The 18,254-nt window shown below is 64.2% G+C and carries 12 protein-coding genes; 9 read left to right on the top strand and 3 right to left on the bottom strand.

Features of this window, described 5'->3' with window-relative positions; translation table 11 throughout:
- Positions 1-220: 220 nt before the first annotated feature.
- On the bottom strand, positions 221-1,768 hold the full coding sequence (locus tag D0B32_RS17545) for a gamma-glutamyl-gamma-aminobutyrate hydrolase family protein (RefSeq protein WP_117335259.1): 1,548 nt from the start codon (positions 1,766-1,768) through the stop codon (positions 221-223).
- A gap of 141 nt (positions 1,769-1,909) precedes the next feature.
- A complete protein-coding gene (locus D0B32_RS17550; RefSeq protein WP_117335261.1) occupies positions 1,910-3,667 on the bottom strand; it encodes a cation:proton antiporter in 1,758 nt (585 codons plus the stop codon).
- A 367-nt stretch (positions 3,668-4,034) separates the two neighbouring features.
- Here D0B32_RS17550 and D0B32_RS17555 point away from each other — a divergent pair, with 367 nt between their 5' ends.
- The 7 genes from D0B32_RS17555 (at position 4,035) to guaD (ending at position 14,041) form a co-directional block, all read left to right on the top strand.
- A complete protein-coding gene (locus tag D0B32_RS17555) occupies positions 4,035-5,411 on the top strand; it encodes an amidase (protein ID WP_117335263.1) in 1,377 nt (458 codons plus the stop codon).
- A gap of 90 nt (positions 5,412-5,501) precedes the next feature.
- The gene (locus D0B32_RS17560) at positions 5,502-6,011 is read left to right on the top strand and encodes a disulfide bond formation protein B (protein WP_117335265.1); all 510 of its coding nucleotides are present in this window, start codon (positions 5,502-5,504) and stop codon (positions 6,009-6,011) included.
- Positions 6,012-6,371: 360 nt separating this feature from the next.
- Positions 6,372-7,934, top strand: coding sequence for a xanthine dehydrogenase small subunit (gene xdhA / locus D0B32_RS17565; RefSeq protein ID WP_220444942.1), 1,563 nt, complete (start codon positions 6,372-6,374; stop codon positions 7,932-7,934).
- Positions 7,931-10,384, top strand: a complete 2,454-nt coding sequence (gene xdhB / locus D0B32_RS17570; RefSeq protein WP_117335269.1) for a xanthine dehydrogenase molybdopterin binding subunit — start codon at positions 7,931-7,933, stop codon at positions 10,382-10,384. Before xdhA ends, xdhB begins: the two co-directional genes overlap by 4 nt.
- Positions 10,385-10,472: 88 nt before the next feature.
- Positions 10,473-11,480, top strand: coding sequence for a xanthine dehydrogenase accessory protein XdhC (gene xdhC / locus D0B32_RS17575; RefSeq protein ID WP_117335271.1), 1,008 nt, complete (start codon positions 10,473-10,475; stop codon positions 11,478-11,480).
- 56 nt (positions 11,481-11,536) lie between these two features.
- On the top strand, positions 11,537-12,583 hold the full coding sequence (locus D0B32_RS17580) for an adenosine deaminase (protein ID WP_117335273.1): 1,047 nt from the start codon (positions 11,537-11,539) through the stop codon (positions 12,581-12,583).
- A 111-nt stretch (positions 12,584-12,694) separates the two neighbouring features.
- Positions 12,695-14,041, top strand: coding sequence for a guanine deaminase (gene guaD, locus D0B32_RS17585; protein ID WP_117335275.1), 1,347 nt, complete (start codon positions 12,695-12,697; stop codon positions 14,039-14,041).
- Between the two features lie 163 nt (positions 14,042-14,204).
- On the opposite strand, the gene D0B32_RS17590 is transcribed toward guaD, so the two are convergent.
- Complete coding sequence (locus D0B32_RS17590; protein ID WP_117335277.1) at positions 14,205-14,894, bottom strand: DUF4136 domain-containing protein; 690 nt, start codon at positions 14,892-14,894, stop codon at positions 14,205-14,207.
- A gap of 180 nt (positions 14,895-15,074) precedes the next feature.
- Between D0B32_RS17590 and pepN the strand changes: the two genes are divergently transcribed.
- Together pepN and D0B32_RS17600 are read left to right on the top strand one after the other, a co-directional pair.
- Entirely contained in the window at positions 15,075-17,768 is a 2,694-nt protein-coding gene (gene pepN / locus D0B32_RS17595; RefSeq protein WP_117335279.1) for an aminopeptidase N, read from the top strand.
- A 197-nt stretch (positions 17,769-17,965) separates the two neighbouring features.
- A complete protein-coding gene (locus D0B32_RS17600; RefSeq protein WP_117335281.1) occupies positions 17,966-18,247 on the top strand; it encodes a type II toxin-antitoxin system RelE/ParE family toxin in 282 nt (93 codons plus the stop codon).
- The last annotated feature ends 7 nt before the right edge of the window (positions 18,248-18,254 follow it).

Consider the following 18,254-nt stretch of genomic DNA (forward strand, 5'->3'; position numbering starts at 1 on the left):
GCTCATTGGTGCACAATTTTAAGATCACACTCGAGGTCCATTCATTTACATGGCAGGACTTACTATCTAAGAAATCAATCGCGCTTTCGAGTTACGCGGGACTCAGCGTTCCGTCGAAGATGCGTCAAACAAAATCAGACGCATAAAAAAAACGGCTTCGAATGGAAACGAAGCCGTTTTTTGATTGCTGCGCGCAGAACGCGCTGTGTCGAACTAGACGCTAGAAGCGGGTTTCGCGTGCCACTCTCAGGAAGGTATCGAGTAGCGGCGTGCAGTCGAGCAGTTCAGGCCCACCCGCGCGGTGAAACTCCGGGTGCCATTGCACGCCCATCACGAACGGGGCGCGCCGGTAGCGCACCGCTTCGATGATGCCGTCCGCCGCCGAGACCGCCTCGATATTCAGGTCACGGCCAAGCGTTTTGACCGCCTGGTGGTGAATCGAATTGACGATCGCATCACGCCGCCCCGGGAACATGTTGGCGAGCGTCGAGCCATCCGGGAAATGAATCCCGTGACGGTGCTGATCGTAGTTTTCGTTGACGTGGGCACCGGCCGTCGGCACGTCCGTGGCGATGTCCTGATAGAGCGTGCCGCCAAACGCCACGTTGATCAGTTGGCAGCCACGGCACACGCCTAGCACCGGTTTGCCCGATTCGATGAACTCGTGCAGCAGTTCCAGTTCGTACATATCGCGTACGCGGTCGCCGGGCCATTCGGGGCTCGTGGCCTGCTCGGCGTACGACTGCGGCGAGACGTCGGCACCGCCCTGCAACAACAGTCCATCGAGATGCTTGGCGTAATCGCGCAGACGGATGTTGCTCGGGTGCAGCATGCCTTGATGGCCGACGGTCGGAATCATGAACACCAGCACATCGCGCGACATCACCCAATGCGCGATGGACTCCTCCAGATATTGCAGCGTCTTGCCACGCAGTCCCTTGGCACCCGGTTCAGGATGGAAGATGCGCGCCGACACGCCAATGCGCAACGTACGCTGCGTGATGCGTTGACCGGCACGATCGAAGATTTGCCGGGCGCGCGCCGCGATGATGCGGCCGAATACCGACCACGCCGAGTCCGTCTGCTTCAGATAGCGTGGCGGCGCAGGCGGAAGCGCATTGGGCGGCGGTGGATTCGAAGCGGTGAAGTCAGGCGCTGCGCCAAATCCAGGCGGCGGTGAACCCGCCGGGCGATTCGCCGCGCCACGCGCCGCAGCGGACGGATCCTCCGCGTCGCTCGCCGCAGTCGCGCCGGCAGCAGGGTTCGGCTGCGTGGCGGGTTGGGAACCAGGCGATGAGACGGATGCTGAAGCAGCAGGCGCACCGGGTCGAGCCGCCGGTTGCGCCGGAGGCTTCGTCGAAGAAGCCGGCGCACCGCGTCTCGCATCGCGCTGATGGACCGCGGCTTCCTGCTTCGCCGTCGACGCCGCTGCGGACGCACGTGCCTCGGCCGCATCGCGCTGCTGCGCCTTCGCGGGATCTTCAGGCGTGACGGCAGACGCACTGGCCGGGTCGTCCGTCGACGAGCGCTGCGCTGCTTCCTCGGCGGCGGCCGTGACGTCCGGCGTCTGAGCCGGCAGATTCGTGAGCGGAGGTGACTGGAGCGTTTCCCTCTGGGCGGTCGGCAACGCAATATCCGGGGACGCCGCGGGCGTCTCGGGAGTCAATCCATTGGACTTCGACGCATCGGGATTTGCACCCTCTGCTGGCTGCCCCGACGGGGATGGAGTGCCGGGCGTGCCGGCATTTTCTGGTTTGTTTTCGCTCATGACTGTCGGACGGGCGCCTTCCACGCGAACGAATGGACATGGATTGATTATCCGCCACCGCGCCATATGCAGCAAACGTGCACACAATTGGTCACATTGTTACGCGCTCGCCCCGGCACATGGAGCGAACCTTGCGCGACCTTATGGATCGGGCTGCTCGTTGAAGGTTTCGCGCAGTGCGATCTGCAGCGATGCATGGATCTTGACGCACCAGCGCCACAACAGCGCAACGAGGATCGCTGCGCACACGAGTACCGCCGACAGCAATCCGGTAGGCGGCAGAATCCCGCCGGACAGCGCCGCCACCAGCAGAAAAACGCCCACCATCGAGACGACTGGCACGAGATCCGCGATCGCATAACGGATCGCCCGCGTGAAGCGGCTCGCGTTCACCGGCTGCACGCTGACTTCGGCGAGCAGCAGAGCGAGCGATTTTGTCTTGCGGTAGACCGCCACGAGAAACGGCATGGACACCAGCAGCGCCCCACCCCACAACAGGACCCGCTGCATGGCTTCGTCGGGTAGCCAGCGGTCGAGCCACGCATTCGCGTACGCGGCGCCGTAGCTCGTCGCGAGGAAAATTGCCACGACCAGCGCGAGGTTGACCGCAATCTGCAGCACGATGCGCCGCGTGATGCTAAAGAGCGTGGGCTCGCCACTCGCCGGCCGCAGACTCGCCAGCCACTGCGCGTACATGCCAAACACGCTCGCGACCTGCCGTGGCATGGCCCTCCCGAGACGCTGCGTCAGCGGATCGGCCGCGCGGATCAGATACGGCGTGAACAGCGTGGTCAACGCGGAGACCGCCACCGCAATCGGATAGAGGAACGCGCTCGTCACCTTCAGGGTCAGCCCAAGCGAGGCGATGATGAACGAGAACTCGCCGATCTGCGATACGGTCATGCCGACACGCATCGCGGTGCGCCCGTCCTTGCCCGAGAGGAACGTGCCGAGGCCGCACGAAACGATCTTGCCAACGATCACCGCCACCGTGATGACCGCGATCGGCCACGCGTAATCGACCAGCACGTGCGGATTGAGCATCAAGCCGATCGTCACGAAGAAGATCGCGGAGAACGCATCACGCAACGGCGCAATCAGATGCTCGATGCGATGCAGATGGCGCGACTCGGCCATGATGGCGCCGATCAGGAACGCGCCCAGGGCAATGCTGTAGTCGAGCTTCACCACCAGCAAACAGAAGCCAAAACAGAAACCCAGCACCGCCACCAGCAGCATCTCGTCGCTGTTCGAACGTGCCACGTAATTGAGCGCACGCGGCACGACGAGAATGCCGACCACCAGCGACACGGTCATGAAAAGCAGCAGCTTGCCAAGCGTGATCAAAGCGATGCCCGCACTCAACTGACCGGTCTGCGCAATACTGGATAACAACACCAGCATCGCGATGGCGAGAATGTCCTCGACGATCAGTATCCCGAACACGAGTTGGGCAAAGCGCTCGCGCTTGAGGCCGAGTTCAGAGAGCGCCTTCACGATGATGGTGGTCGATGAGATGGCGAGAATGGCGCCGAGGAACAGCGAATCCATCGAACTCCAGCCGAACGCACGGCCAATCTCGAAGCCGAGCCACAGCATCAGCACGATCTCGGAAAGCGCCGCGACGATGGCCGTCGCCCCGACCTGAAACAGCTTGCGCAGACTGAATTCGAGCCCAAGCGAAAACATCAGGAAGACCACGCCGAGTTCGCCCAGCGTCTGGATGGTCTGTTCGTCGTGAATCAACTGGAACGGCGGCGTGTACGGCCCGATGATCACGCCCGCTGCGATATAGCCCAGCACGACCGGCTGTTTCAGGCGATGGAACAGCACGGTAACGACGCCGGCCAGCGCCATCACCACCGCCAAATCCTGAATAAAGCCGATGCCGTGGTGCATGGGACACGCTTCCTTACAAAAAGTAATGTAAGAAGCATATTAACGCACGCGCGCATTTGTCCGACGCGCCGGCTCTATTTTTCCTTATGACGCGGCGTGTCACCGACCCACGCCGGATGCCGAACGCGAGGCGAGCCCTCGTCGTAAAACCTTGTTCTACAATTCCCGCGGGACACTGCGTTGCAGTCGCGAATAACAGCGGCGCCAGCTCTGCCGCGGCTGTTGCAGTTGTTGCGATGCTGCGCGCCATTCGCACCGGCGGCGTGAATAAAGCGCGGGCCAAGCCGGCGCGACAACGCCGCGAAGCCGCCAGCCATTAACTTTCCGACTCTACTGTTCGAGCGGGTCTAACCGGATGTGAACGATCATGGCCACTGAGTTCAAGCCCTTCCCGCCGCTCGCCCAACTCGCGGCCGATCTGGCCGCCGGTCGCACCACGAGCCGCGCGCTCGTCGAAGCCGCGCTGGAACGCATCGCCGATCCCGCCGGCCAGGGCTCGACGGTCTTCATGCACGTCGACGCCGAGAACGCCCGCGCCGCTGCGGACGGCCACGACCGCCTGCGCGCGGCCGGCACCGTGCTGTCGCCGCTCGCGGGCATTCCCGTGTCGGTGAAAGACCTGTTCGACATAGAAGGCCAGGTGACGCGCGCCGGTTCGCGCGCTCTCGCCGACGCGCCGCCCGCCACCGCCGACGCGGTCACCGTAGCCCGCCTGAAGCGGGCCGGCGCGGTCATCGTCGGGCGCACCAACATGAGCGAGTTCGCGTTTTCCGGGCTCGGTCTGAATCCGCACTATGGCCATCCACTGTCGCCATACCGGCGCGGCGTGCGCGGCGACGAGCGGATTTCGGGCGGCTCGTCGTCAGGGGCAGCGGCTTCCGTCGCCGACGGCATGGCCGCGATTGCACTCGGCACGGATACGGGCGGTTCGATCCGGATTCCGGCGGCGCTGTGCGGCCTGACGGGCTTCAAACCGACCGCCGAGCGCATTCCCAAACAGGGCGCCGTACCACTCTCGCAGACGCTCGATTCGTTTGGTCCGATTGGCGTGTCGGTGGCCTGCTGTGCACTGTTCGACCGCATGCTGGCCGGACTCGAGCCGCGTCTGCCGGCGCTGCGGCCGCTCGAAGGCGTGCGCCTCGGCGTCCTGACGCACTACGTCACGGACGACGTCGAGCCTGCGGTGGCCAACGCCATCGACGCCGCGCTCAAGCATCTGGAGGCGGCTGGCGCGATTGTCAGCGAGGTGCGCTTCGCGCCGCTCGACCGTTTGCCGGCCATCAATCGCTTCGGCTTCTCGCCGATCGAGGCGTACGCCTGGCATCGCACGCTGCTGGAGAAGCATCGCGACGCGTACGATCCGCGCGTGCTGGTGCGTATCCTGAAGGGTCAGCCGGCGAGCGGCGCGGACTATCTGGATCTGGTGGCCGAGCGCACGGCAATGCTGGAAGCCGCGCGCACGCTCTGGCAGCGCTTCGACGCAATCGTCGCGCCGACCGTGCCCGTCGTGCCGCCCCGGCTCGCGGACCTCGAACACGACGACGATGCCTTTGGCCGCACCAACGCGTTGATCCTGCGCAATCCGAGCGCCTTTAATTTCCTCGACGCCTGCGCCCTGTCGCTGCCTTGCCATGTGCGCGGCGACGCACCCGTGGGCCTGATGCTGGCGGGCGCACCCCACGGCGACGAGGCGCTGCTCGGCGTCGGCCGCGCGGTCGAGGCCGTACTCAACACGATCCGTTGAGCGCGCCACCCTGAGGCACGGTCAGGCAGCGTTCGCGCTAGAATCGCGGGCACCTGCCCCCTTTTTGGATGTTCGACAGTTCAACGATCCATGAATAACGACAATGCCATGCTGCGCCGCGAGCGCTCCCTGCTGGTCCTGCTAGCTCTCGTCTGCGTTGCGCTGGTCGGCGGCGCGCTCTACATGCAGTACGGCCTGCACGAAGACCCCTGCCCGCTGTGCATTCTGCAGCGCTACTTCTTTCTGTTGATTGCGATTTTCGCCTTTCTCGGCGCGCGCCTCGGCAGTTGGCGCGGCGTTCGCCTGCTGGAGACGCTGGCGGCGCTCTCGGCGCTGGCCGGCATCGTCACCGCCGCGCGGCACGTCTATGTGCAGGCCAATCCGGGCTTTAGCTGCGGGTTCGACGCGCTGCAACCGGTGGTGGACAGCCTGCCGCCGGCGCACTGGCTGCCGGGCGTGTTCAAGGTTGCCGGACTGTGTGAAACGGCGTATCCGCCTATTCTCGGGCTCTCCTTGCCGATGTGGTCGCTCGTTGCGTTTGTCGTGATGTTCGTGCCGCTCGCGCTGAGTCTCGTCAAGAATCGCCGCCGGATTGCCTGAAGACTGCGCGGTTTGGGTCTTGTCGCAGTATCCGAACCGCCTTTTACCAACTTCGAAGTCACGCTCGAAACGCCGTCCAAACCGGCTTCGAGAGCTTCATCGCAAGGCTTAAAGGCCACCTCAACCGTCCGCCGCGCCCCAGCCGGCGTGGCTTTGCGCGCGTCTGACCGCCCCACACCGCCTATCCCGCATGCGTTTCACATGACCTGCCGCTGATAACCCCCATCAGCACAGGGAAATCTTTTCGAGACGCGAGAGTGCTATCTTCAAATATGGATGGCGATCTACGTGCGCGAGGCCGGCTATGGTGCGACCCCCTGCGTAACGCGCGCCCGGTCCGCAATGTCTTCTGGATTCGCCATGACAACGCAAACCATCCGTTTTTATCACCGTGGCGCCGTCCGGGAAGTCCGGGGCGTACCGGTTACGCGCACCGTGCTGCAGCACCTGCGCGAGGATCTGCATTGCACCGGCACCAAGGAAGGTTGCGCCGAAGGTGATTGCGGCGCCTGCACGGTGGTGCTCGGCGACCTCGACGGGCATGGCGGTCTGCAACTCAAGGCGGTCAACGCCTGCATCCAGTTTCTTCCTACCCTCGACGGGCGCGCGCTTTTCACCGTCGAAGACCTGCGCGCCGCCGACAGCACGCTGCATCCTGTCCAGCAGGCGATGGTCGACTGTCATGGATCCCAGTGCGGCTTCTGCACGCCGGGTTTCGTGATGTCGATGTGGGCGCTCTACGAGAACCAGCCCGCCGCGGCCGGCCTGCCCACTCGCGACGAAATCAATGCCGCCCTGTCCGGCAATCTGTGCCGCTGCACGGGCTACCGGCCCATCGTCGAGGCGGCGCAAAAGATGTTCGACTACGCGCAATACGAACGCGTGCCGTTCGATCGGGCCGCCATCGCCGAAGCTTTGCAGGCGCTGCGCCGCCGCGAGACGTTCGAATACACCGCGCCCGATGTACGTGGCGAGGCCTTCGGCACCCACACTTTCTACGCCCCTGCCACGCTCGACGCCTTTGCGGCGCTGCGCGCCAGCCATCCCGACGCCCGCGTGCTGGCCGGCAGCACGGATGTCGGCCTGTGGGTGACCAAGCAGTTCCGCGATCTGGGCGACGTTCTGTACATCGGCAACGTGAGCGAGCTGAAACAGATCGAACGCGATGCCCAGACGCTGACCATCGGCGCGGCCGTCTCGCTCGAAAGCGCCTACGCGGCCCTCGCCGCGGATTATCCCGAACTGGCCGAACTCTGGACCCGCTTCGCCTCGCTGCCTATCCGTAATGCCGGCACGCTGGGCGGCAATGTCGCGAACGGTTCGCCCATCGGCGATTCGATGCCCGCGCTGCTCGCGCTGGGTGCGGAAGTCGTACTACGGCACGGCGGCAAAAGCCGCACGCTGCCGCTCGACGCGTTCTACCTTGGCTATCAAAAGACGGCACTCGCCGCCGGTGAATTCGTCGCGGCCGTGCGGATTCCGCGTCCCGCACCCGATCTGCGCTTTCGCACCTACAAGGTGGCGAAGCGCTACGACCAGGACATCTCAGCGGTATGTGCCGCGTTCGCATTGCGCATCACGGATGGCGTGATCGCGGGAGCGCGCATCGCGTTCGGTGGCATGGCTGCCACGCCCAAACGCGCCACTCACGCGGAAGTGGCACTGACCGGCGCCGCCTGGGACGACGCCGCCATGCAGCGCGCCGCGGAGGCGCTCGGCGCCGACTACCAGCCGCTCACGGACATGCGTGCGACAGGCGCCTACCGCATGAAGGTGGCCCGCAATCTGCTGCAACGCTTCCATCTGGAAACGCGGGACACAGCGCCGCTCTCCCACTTCGACGTCAACGCCTTCGCCTTCGAAACGGGCGTGGCAGGCGGCGAAGCTGGCGCTGATACGGTCGCCGAGGAGCCGTCGCCATGAACAAGCAAACCGATGCCTTCATCGTCCACGCCGCCGGGCGTGCCGAGGCCGAGACAGCCGCCATCGGCGTTTCGCTGCCGCACGAATCCGCGGCGCTGCACGTGAGCGGCGAGGCCACGTACACGGACGATCTGCCGGAATTGCAGGGCACCTTGCACGCCGCACTCGGACTTTCGCGGCATGCGCATGCGCGGATCGTTTCGCTGGACCTGAGCGCGGTGCGCAACGCACCCGGCGTGGTCGCTGTGCTGTGCGCCGACGATATCCCCGGTGAAAACAACTGCGGCCCCGTACTGCACGACGACCCGATTTTCGCCGACGGCGAGGTGCTCTACCTCGGCCAGCCGGTGTTCGCGGTCATCGCCGAAAGCCATGAACTGGCGCGCCGCGCCGCCGCGCTCGCCAAAAGCGACGACGTGGTGCGCTACGAACCGCTCGACGTCGTGTTGACACCCACGGAAGCGAAAGCGAGAAAGCAGTTCGTGCTGCCGCCGCTGCATCTGACGCGCGGCGATCCGGCGGGAAAGATCGCCGCCGCGCCGCATCGCATCCAGGGCACCTTCGAAGTGGGCGGTCAGGAACAGTTCTATCTCGAAGGACAGATCGCCTACGCGCTGCCCAAAGAAATGAATGGCATGCTGGTCTACAGTTCGACACAGCATCCGAGCGAAATGCAGCAGGTGGTCGCGCATATGCTCGATTGGCCCGCGCATAGTGTGGTGTGTGAATGCCGGCGCATGGGAGGCGGCTTCGGCGGCAAGGAATCGCAGTCGGCACTGTTCGCCTGCGTCGCGGCGCTCGCCGCGCAGGTGCTGCAGCGTCCCGTCAAAGTGCGCGCCGACCGCGACGACGATTTCATGATCACCGGCAAGCGTCACGATGCCGTGTATGAATACGAGGCAGGCTTCGACGACGCCGGCCGCATCCTCGGCGCGCGCGTGGAAATTGCGCTGCGCGCCGGCTACTCCGCGGACCTGTCCGGCGCGGTGGCCACGCGCGCTGTCTGCCATTTCGACAACGCGTATTACCTGTCGGACGTCGATATCGTCGCGCTGTGCTGCAAGACCAACACGCAGTCGAACACCGCGTTTCGCGGCTTCGGCGGACCGCAGGGCGCGCTGGTGATGGAAGTCATGCTCGACAGCATCGCCCGCCAACTCGGCTGCGATCCGCTCGACGTGCGACTCGCCAACTACTACGGCATCGGCGAACGCGATGTCACGCCCTACGGTCAGCGCGTGGAAGACAACGTGATCGCGCCGCTCACCGACGAACTGCTGACGAGCAGCGCCTACCGCACCCGCCGCGCGGAGCTGGCGGCCTTCAATGCGACGAGCCCCGTGCTCAAGCGCGGTCTCGCCTTCTCCCCGGTGAAGTTCGGTATTTCGTTCAACGTACCGTTCCTCAATCAGGCTGGCGCCCTCGTGCACGTGTACAAGGACGGCTCGGTGCTCGTCAACCATGGCGGCACTGAGATGGGCCAGGGGCTCAACACCAAGGTGGCTCAGGTGGTGGCGAACGAACTCGGCATCCCGCTCGCGCGGGTCCGGGCAACCGCCACGGATACGTCGAAAATCGCCAATACGTCCGCTACCGCCGCGTCCACCGGCAGCGATCTGAACGGCAAGGCGGCCGAAGCCGCAGCGCGCACCATCCGCGAACGGCTGGCCACGCTGGCCGCGAAGGAACTGGGCGGCGCGCCCGAGGCCGTGCAGTTCAAGGACAGCATGGTGCTCGCCAACGGTGCCGCGATGCCGTTCGCGCAACTCGTGGCCGCTGCGTATCTGGCCCGCATCCAGTTGTGGTCCGATGGCTTCTACACGACGCCGAAAGTGCATTGGGACGCGAAATCGCTCACCGGTCATCCGTTCTACTACTTCGCGTACGGTGCGGCAGTGTCGGAAGTGATCGTCGATAGGCTCACGGGCGAATGGAAACTGGTGCGTGCGGACGTGCTGCACGATGCGGGACAGTCGATCAACCCGGCCATCGACATCGGCCAGGTGGAAGGCGGCTTCATTCAGGGGATGGGCTGGCTCACCACCGAGGAACTCTGGTGGAATCGCGACGGTCGACTCATGACACACGCGCCATCCACGTACAAGATTCCGGCCGTGAGCGATACGCCGGCGGCGCTTCATGTCAGGCTGTATCGCAACGACAACGCCGAGCCCACGGTTTTCCGCTCAAAGGCGGTGGGCGAGCCGCCGCTGTTGCTGCCTTTTTCGGTGTTTCTGGCGATCCGCGATGCGATTGCTGCCGCTGTGCCCGAGGCAGAACACGCGCCGCCGTTGCGCGCGCCGGCTACGCCCGAGGCGATCCTCGATGCGCTCGACGCGTTGCGGCCCGCCGGAGCAGGTCCGGCGCAATCCTGGGCAGCGTCCACGGCAACGCAAGCGCAGACACCGCAACCGGAGCAAGTACCGGCTAACGTCATCACCAGTCATTGATTTTCACGCGCGGCGCGACACGAACGCCCTGCGCCGCGCTTAACCGGCCACATGGACACCCCGTGCGGCCCCCTTGGGAGAACGCCGGATGCACGCCTGGCTGACCGATCTGCAACACCTGCTCGCGCACGGCGATGCCGTGATCCTCGTGACGGTTGCGCGCGTCGAAGGTTCGGCGCCGCGCGAAGCCGGCACGAAGATGATCGTCACGCGCGATTCCGCGAAGCACACCATTGGCGGCGGCCACCTGGAGTGGAAAGCCATTGAGAGCGCACGCCGGGTTCTGCGTGACGGTATGCGCACGCCGCACACGCGCCGGCTCGAACGCTTCGCGCTGGGCCCGAGTCTCGGCCAGTGTTGCGGCGGCGCGGTGGTGCTCGCATTTGAGCGTCTTGATGTTGGCGATCTGGGCTGGGTGACGTCGCTCGCCAAGCGCGTGGCGGCCGGTGCATCGACCGTGCGTAGCGTATCATTCGGGCCCGCACCGGATGCCGTGATGCTGTCCGACCCGGAACCCGGCGTCGAAACCGCTGATTGTCTGTTGTGGGACGGCGCCGGTTTCGACGAAAGCAGTTCGCTGCTGACCGAGACCATCGCACCGCGCGATTTCGCCGTCGTCCTGTTTGGCGCGGGTCACGTGGGCGCCGCGCTCGTGCGCGTGCTGGCCACCTTGCCGTGTCACGTGCGCTGGGTCGACGAACGCGATGCGCAGTTTCCGCCGCTGGAGTCGCTACAGGCGCCCAATGTCACCATCGATCCGGACGACGCACCCGACGCGGCAATCGACGAAGCTGCGCCGCACACGTATTTCATCGTGATGACGCACAACCACGCGCTCGATCTCGAGCTTGCCGAGCGCATCTTGCGGCGCGGCGATTTCGCGTTTTTCGGCATGATCGGCTCGTTGAGCAAGCGCAAACAGTTCGAGCATCGGCTGGCGGCGCGCGGCATCGACCCCTCGCAGATCGCGCGGATGAAATGTCCGCTCGGCGTGGACGGCATTGTCGACAAGTCACCGGAGATCATTGCGATTTCCGCAGCCGCACAGGTATTGCAGGCGGTTGAAGCGAACGCCCACGCAACCCAGATGGCATGACGCGTGTGCATCCGGCAGAACGGACTCCTGACGAATCACCTCATTGAAAAATCAGCATGAATACGACGACCGCACTTTCTCTCACCGACAAGGTCGCAGCCGCGCCGAAGGCCGAACTGCACATCCATATCGAAGGCTCGCTCGAACCCGAGCTGATCTTCAAGCTCGCCGAACGCAACGGCGTGAAGCTCGCCTACGACTCCATCGAGGCACTGCGCGCCGCGTATGCCTTCACCGACCTGCAATCGTTCCTCGACATCTATTACGCCGGCGCAAGCGTACTGCTCACCGAGCAGGATTTCTACGACATGACGATGGCGTACGTGGAACGCTCGCTCGCGGACAACGTCGTGCATACCGAGATCTTTTTCGACCCCCAGACGCATACGGAACGTGGCGTGTCGATCGCGACGGTAGTGGCCGGCATCGAGCGTGCGCTGGCTGACGCGGAAGCGCGCGGCCTTACCAGCAAACTGATTCTGTGCTTCCTGCGCCATCTATCAGAAGAGGACGCGCTCGCCACTTTCGACGAAGCGCTGCCCTTGTTCGATCAATACCGGCACAGGCTGATCGGCGTGGGACTCGATTCGTCGGAGCGCGGCCATCCGCCTTCGAAATTCGAGCGCGTGTTTGCGAAGGCTCGTGCCAAAGGTCTGAAACTGGTCGCGCACGCGGGCGAAGAAGGGCCGCCGTCGTATATCTACGAGGCGCTCGATCTGCTGAAAGTGGATCGCGTCGATCACGGCGTGCGCAGCATCGAAGACCCGGCGCTCGTCACGCGCCTCGCCGACACGCGCGTTGCATTGACGGTATGCCCGCTGTCGAACCTGAAGCTGTGCGTGTTCGACGACCTGACCAAGCACACGTTGAAGGCGCTGCTCGACAAGGGCGTCGCGGTGACGGTGAATTCCGATGACCCCGCTTACTTCGGCGGCTACGTCAACGCGAACTATCTCGCCACCATCGAAGCACTCAAGCTCAACGACGGCGAGGTCTACACCATCATCCGCAACAGTTTCGAAGCAGCGTTCGTGACGCCGGCGGAACGCGATGCGTTGATCGCGAAGCTCGACACGTACTGGCAAGCCGCAGGTGATCGCTGACTTGGCAAGCGCGAGACGAACGCGAGATAAACAGCAACACAGGGCTTTAAGCGGCGCACGGCGCGCCGCCGCCAGGCCTGCTTCATCCCCCTATCGGAGACAGTTTTTCCCATGACTCAATCGGCACAATCAGCTTACCGCGCACAACTGCTGACCTTTACGGGTGACCCTGCGCAATCGTCCAACGCGGCCGTCTTCCACGAAGACGGCCTGTTGATCGTCGCGAATGGCCACGTCGTGGCAAGCGGCGCCTATGCGACGCTCGCGCCGCAGCTCGCCCCCGGCACCCCGGTGCAGGACCTGCGCGACAAACTGATCGTGCCGGGCTTCATCGACACGCACATCCACTATCCGCAGACCGACATGATCGCCTCGCCGGCACCGGGTCTGCTGCCGTGGCTCGACACCTACACGTTCCCCACCGAGCGCCGCTTTACCGACGCCGCCTATGCGCAGGACACGGCGCGCTTCTTCGTCGAGGAACTGCTGTCCTGCGGCACGACGACGGCGCTCGTGTATTGCACGGTCCACAAGGAATCCGCCGACGCGCTCTTCACCGAGAGCGAAGCGCGCAACCTGCGGATGGTGGCGGGCAAGGTGCTGATGGATCGCAACTGCCCCGAGTTCCTGCGCGACACCGCGCAGTCGGGCTACGACGACAGTGCCGAGCTGATTGGCCGCTGGCATAGCCGTGGCCGCCAGATGTATGCGTTGACGCCGCGTTTTGCGCCCACCTCGACGGCCGCGCAACTCGAAGCCTGTGGCGTGCTGGCGCGCGAGAATCCGGATGTGTTCATCCAGAGCCATGTGGCCGAAAACACCGACGAAGTGAAATGGGTCGCCGACCTGTTCCCCGGCCATCGCAGCTATCTGGACATCTACGATCACTACGGTCTGCTGCGGCGTCGCGCGGTGTACGGCCATTGCATCTATCTCGACGAGGAAGACCGCAAGCGCATGGCGCAGACCGGCGCGGTGGCGTCGCACTGCCCGACCTCGAACCTGTTCCTCGGCAGCGGCCTGTTCGACTTCGACAAGGCCGACGAGGCTGGCATGCCGATCGCGCTTGCTACGGACGTAGGCGGCGGCACGTCGTTTTCGATGCTGCAAACAATGAACGAAGCGCACAAGGTGGCGCGCCTCACCGGCCATCATCTGACCGCCACGCGCATGTTCTGGCTGGCGACGGCGGGCGCCGCCGAGGCGCTCGATCTGGCGGATAAGGTCGGCACGCTGAAGCCGGGCTCGGAAGCGGACTTCGTGGTGCTCGACCCGCAGGCCACGCCGCTGTTGGCACGCCGCACGAACCGCACGGAATCGCTCGAAGAGCTGCTGTTCGCCTTTGCGCTGCTCGGCGACGACCGCGCCATCTTCGAAACGTATGCGGCGGGCAAGCGGGTTCATCAGCGCGGCGAAGCGCGTCAGCACTCGACGTATCACGCGAAAATCGCCGCATAGCGCGATTCGGGCGAACTTTCGCCGCGCGACAGCATGACCGCAAGGCTGCACCCCAGCAAAACGGCCCGGCAGGAATGACCTGACCGGGCCGTTTTTATCTGGTGCATCAACGTGGCATTTGCACGCGTCACGCCACGCCACACGCAGCGCGACTGACGACGCGTTATTGCACCACGCTCGGCGTCGAGGCCGGTGCAGCCGGCGCGGCCGATCCCGCCGCCTGGTTCGACATACCCGCGTTCTTGACCACTGGCATCTTGATCGTGCGCACCGCGCCGTTGCCCAGCGGGAAGTCGGCCAGCGCACTGCTCACGAGGTACGGCATGGCCCGCACCAGCGACGGCTCTTCGCCCGCGTTACGTGCCATCACGTTGTAGACCTCCTTGCCGGTCGCACGGTCGGTGATACGGATGCCCAGCGAATGGGTGAACACCGGATACGACTGATTCACGTACGCGGGCGGGAATGGCCCATACGCGCCCCACGGATCGTACGGGCGTCCCCAGAACGGACCCGGCCACGGGCTGCTGTAAAACACCGGCTCGGCGACATTCACGGTCTCGGCGTGCGTTCCATACGAAAGGCCGACGAGGTAATGCGCCTGCTGCTCGTCCACTTGCCTGAAGCTTTGCACGGCCAGCTGGTTCGCCACCAGCAGTTCGTAAGTGGACTGTTCAATGCTGTTTTGCTGCGCAGGACTGCGCGTGAACGCGTAAGTGCGGCTGGCGTCGTTGCCGCGCCAGTCCGAAAACGCCGTGACCTGGGTTGTCACGTAGCTGGTACAACCGGACAGCAATGCCGTCAGCGCCGCCAGCATCAGGACGGCGCGCTGCGTCCAACGGTCTGATTTCATGGTCTTCTTTATCCTTACGTAGAGTCGCGGCAGGTTCGTGCAGCGGCCCGATCATACGCTGACCTGGCCCTTAGACAAAAAGTTCGACCCGCAGACCACTATTGGCTTTGTACAATGGCCTCACATACCGGCGTGCCGTGAATGCGCCGCCGGCTCGATACCCCATTCTTACGAAACGTCATGGCAGATACCGCTACGCCCCCCGTCATCCGTCGCGCCGATTACGCCCCGCCGGCTTTCCTGATCGACACGGTCGCACTGGAATTCGATCTGGTGCCCGAGCGCACGGTCGTCAAAAGTACGATGCAGGTGCGCCGCAACCCGGACGCCGCACGTGCCGCCCATCTGGAACTGGTGGGCGAGCAGCTCGAATTCGTCAGCGCGGCGATTGACGGCAAGCCCTACGGCGCCGTGCGCACGAACGAACACGGCCTGACCGTCGACAACGTGCCGGACAGCTTCGAGCTCACGCTCACCAGCATCTGCAATCCTGCTGAAAACACTACGCTTTCGGGTCTGTACGTGTCCAGCGGCAACTTCTTCACCCAGTGCGAGGCCGAAGGGTTCCGCCGCATCACCTACTTCCTCGACCGCCCGGACGTGATGGCCACGTACACCGTGACGCTGCGCGCCGACAAGGCGGCCTATCCGGTGCTGCTGTCGAACGGCAACCTGCTGGAAGAAGGCGACCTGCCCGACGGCCGCCACTTTGCGCGCTGGGAAGACCCGTTCAGGAAGCCGTGCTACCTGTTCGCGCTGGTCGCTGGCAAGCTGGTGTGCATCGAGGAACGTGTGACGGACGGCTCCGGCAAGGAAAAGCTGTTGCAGGTGTGGGTCGAACCGCACGATCTCCACAAGACGCGCCATGCGATGGATTCGCTGATCAACTCGATCCGCTGGGACGAGCAGCGTTTCGGTCTGGGGCTCGATCTGGACCGCTTCATGATCGTCGCCGTCAGCGACTTCAACATGGGCGCGATGGAAAACAAGGGGCTCAACATCTTCAACACGAAGTACGTGCTGGCCAACCCCGAAACTGCTACCGACACCGACTTCGGCAACATCGAGGCCGTGGTGGGCCACGAGTACTTCCATAACTGGACCGGCAACCGCGTCACCTGCCGCGACTGGTTCCAGTTGAGCCTGAAGGAAGGCCTGACGGTGTTCCGTGACCAGGAGTTCTCGGCCGACATGGCCGGTGGCGCAACCGACGAAGCGGCACGCGCCGCCAAGCGCATCGAGGACGTGCGCGTGCTGCGGCAGATGCAGTTCGCCGAAGACGCCGGTCCGATGGCTCACCCTGTGCGTCCGGAAAGCTACGTCGAGATCAACAATTTCTACACGATGACCGTGTACGAAAAGGGCTCGGAAGTCGTGCGGATGTATCAGACGCTGTTCGGTCGCGAAGGCTTCCGCAAGGGCATGGATCTGTACTTCAAGCGCCACGATGGTCAGGCGGTGACGTGCGACGATTTCCGGCATGCGCTGGCCGATGCCAACGGCCGCGATCTCACGCAATTCGAACGCTGGTACAGCCAGGCGGGCACGCCGCGCGTCGCGGTGAAGACCGAGTACGACGCGGCAAAACGCACCTTCAAACTCACGCTCACGCAGGGTTACGGTGACGCCGCACCGGCTGCCCGCGAGACGCAAAAGGGTCCGCTGCTGATCCCGTTTGCGATTGGCCTGATCGGCAAGAATGGCGCCGATCTGCCGCTGCGTCTGGAAGGTGAAGCGAGCGCCGCGCCGGCCACCACCCGCGTGCTCGAATTCACGCAGAGCGAGCAAACCTTTACCTTCGTCGATGTCGCCGAAAAGCCGCTGCCGTCGCTGCTGCGTAATTTCTCGGCGCCGGTGATCGTGGAGTACGACTACTCCGCTGAAGAGCTGGCCTTCCTGCTGGCGCACGACAGCGATCCGTTCAACCGCTGGGAAGCCGGGCAGCGCCTCGCCACGCGCGAACTGCTCGCGCTCGCAAGCCGCGCGGCGAGCGGGCTGCCGCTGGAGCTGGATGACTCGGTGGTCGCCGCGTTCGCGCGCGTGTTGACCGACACGACGCTGTCACCGGGATTCCGCGAACTGGCGCTGATCCTGCCGTCTGAAGCCTATCTGGCGGAACAGATGGCGGAGTCGAATCCGGCTGCCGTGCACACCGCCCGGCAATTCGTCCGCAAGCGTCTCGCCACGGCACTCAAGAAAGACTGGCTCGCCGTGTACGAACAGAATCTGACGCCGGGCGCCTACGAAGCCACGCCGGAGGCGAGCGGCCGTCGCGCACTGAAGAATCTGGCGCTGTCGTATCTTGCGGAACTCGACGATCCTGCTGACGCGGTACGCCTCGCTTCGGCGCAGTATGCCGAAGCCAACAACATGACCGACCGTGCGGCGGCGCTGTCCGCGCTGCTCAACGCCGCAGCGGCAGGCGGCGGCACGCAGGCGCAGGACGCGCTGGAAGATTTCTACAAGCGCTTCGAAAATGAACCGCTCGTGATCGACAAGTGGTTCGCTCTGCAAGCCACGCAACGCGGCAGCGCGCAGCGGCCCGTCATCGAGAGCGTGCGCAAGCTGATGGCGCACCCGGCGTTCAACCTGAAGAACCCGAACCGCGCCCGCTCGCTGATCTTCAGCTTCTGCGCGGCCAATCCGGCGCAGTTCCACGCCGAGGACGGCTCGGGTTACGCGTTCTGGGCCGAGCAGGTGATTGCGCTCGACGCACTCAATCCGCAGGTGGCCGCGCGCCTCGCGCGCTCGCTCGAACTGTGGCGCCGCTTCACGCCAACCCTGCGCGACGGCATGCGCGCGGCGCTGGAAAAAGTGGCGGCGCAGGTGAAGTCGCGCGACGTGCGGGAGATCGTCGAGAAGGCGCTCGCCTGATCCTTTTTTCTGGCTGCACGCAGGGAAAAGCCGGCACGCGTTGCCGGCTTTTTTTCGTCCTTTTTTCGTCTTGTTCCCTTGGCTACGCAGGGATTCGTTAGCCATCTGGCCGACTGTTCACGCGGCGATCGAGAGGTGACAGTAAACCCCATTCATTTAACGGTTTACGTTTAACGCGACGCGTTATAAAATCATCCATGATCACTTCGTTTGGCAACAAGGCTACAGCACTCATTTTTTCCGGCGCTTTCGCGCGCTCACTGCCTGTCGAGATTCAAGCGGTTGCGCATCGCAAGCTGCTCATGATCGACGCGACAGTGTCCATTGAAGACCTGTACGCGCCGCCCGGCAACCGGCTGGAGGCATTGCAGGGTCAGCGCAGCGGGCAATGGAGTATTCGCATCAATGCGAAATGGCGCATCTGCTTCCATTTCGTGGAAGGCCATTCGCTAAACGTCGAGATCGTTGACTATCACTGATTGATTG

The sequence above is a fragment of the Paraburkholderia sp. DHOC27 genome, from assembly GCF_003429005.1.
Taxonomy (GTDB): Bacteria; Pseudomonadota; Gammaproteobacteria; order Burkholderiales; family Burkholderiaceae; genus Paraburkholderia.

Coding starts and splice junctions, on each gene's coding strand:
- D0B32_RS17545 (WP_117335259.1), bottom strand. CDS start 1,768: ATGAGCGAAAACAAACCAGAAAATGCCGGCACGCCCGGCACTCCATCC.
- D0B32_RS17550 (WP_117335261.1), bottom strand. CDS start 3,667: ATGCACCACGGCATCGGCTTTATTCAGGATTTGGCGGTGGTGATGGCG.
- D0B32_RS17555 (WP_117335263.1), top strand. CDS start 4,035: ATGGCCACTGAGTTCAAGCCCTTCCCGCCGCTCGCCCAACTCGCGGCC.
- D0B32_RS17560 (WP_117335265.1), top strand. CDS start 5,502: ATGAATAACGACAATGCCATGCTGCGCCGCGAGCGCTCCCTGCTGGTC.
- xdhA (WP_220444942.1), top strand. CDS start 6,372: ATGACAACGCAAACCATCCGTTTTTATCACCGTGGCGCCGTCCGGGAA.
- xdhB (WP_117335269.1), top strand. CDS start 7,931: ATGAACAAGCAAACCGATGCCTTCATCGTCCACGCCGCCGGGCGTGCC.
- xdhC (WP_117335271.1), top strand. CDS start 10,473: ATGCACGCCTGGCTGACCGATCTGCAACACCTGCTCGCGCACGGCGAT.
- D0B32_RS17580 (WP_117335273.1), top strand. CDS start 11,537: ATGAATACGACGACCGCACTTTCTCTCACCGACAAGGTCGCAGCCGCG.
- guaD (WP_117335275.1), top strand. CDS start 12,695: ATGACTCAATCGGCACAATCAGCTTACCGCGCACAACTGCTGACCTTT.
- D0B32_RS17590 (WP_117335277.1), bottom strand. CDS start 14,894: ATGAAATCAGACCGTTGGACGCAGCGCGCCGTCCTGATGCTGGCGGCG.
- pepN (WP_117335279.1), top strand. CDS start 15,075: ATGGCAGATACCGCTACGCCCCCCGTCATCCGTCGCGCCGATTACGCC.
- D0B32_RS17600 (WP_117335281.1), top strand. CDS start 17,966: ATGATCACTTCGTTTGGCAACAAGGCTACAGCACTCATTTTTTCCGGC.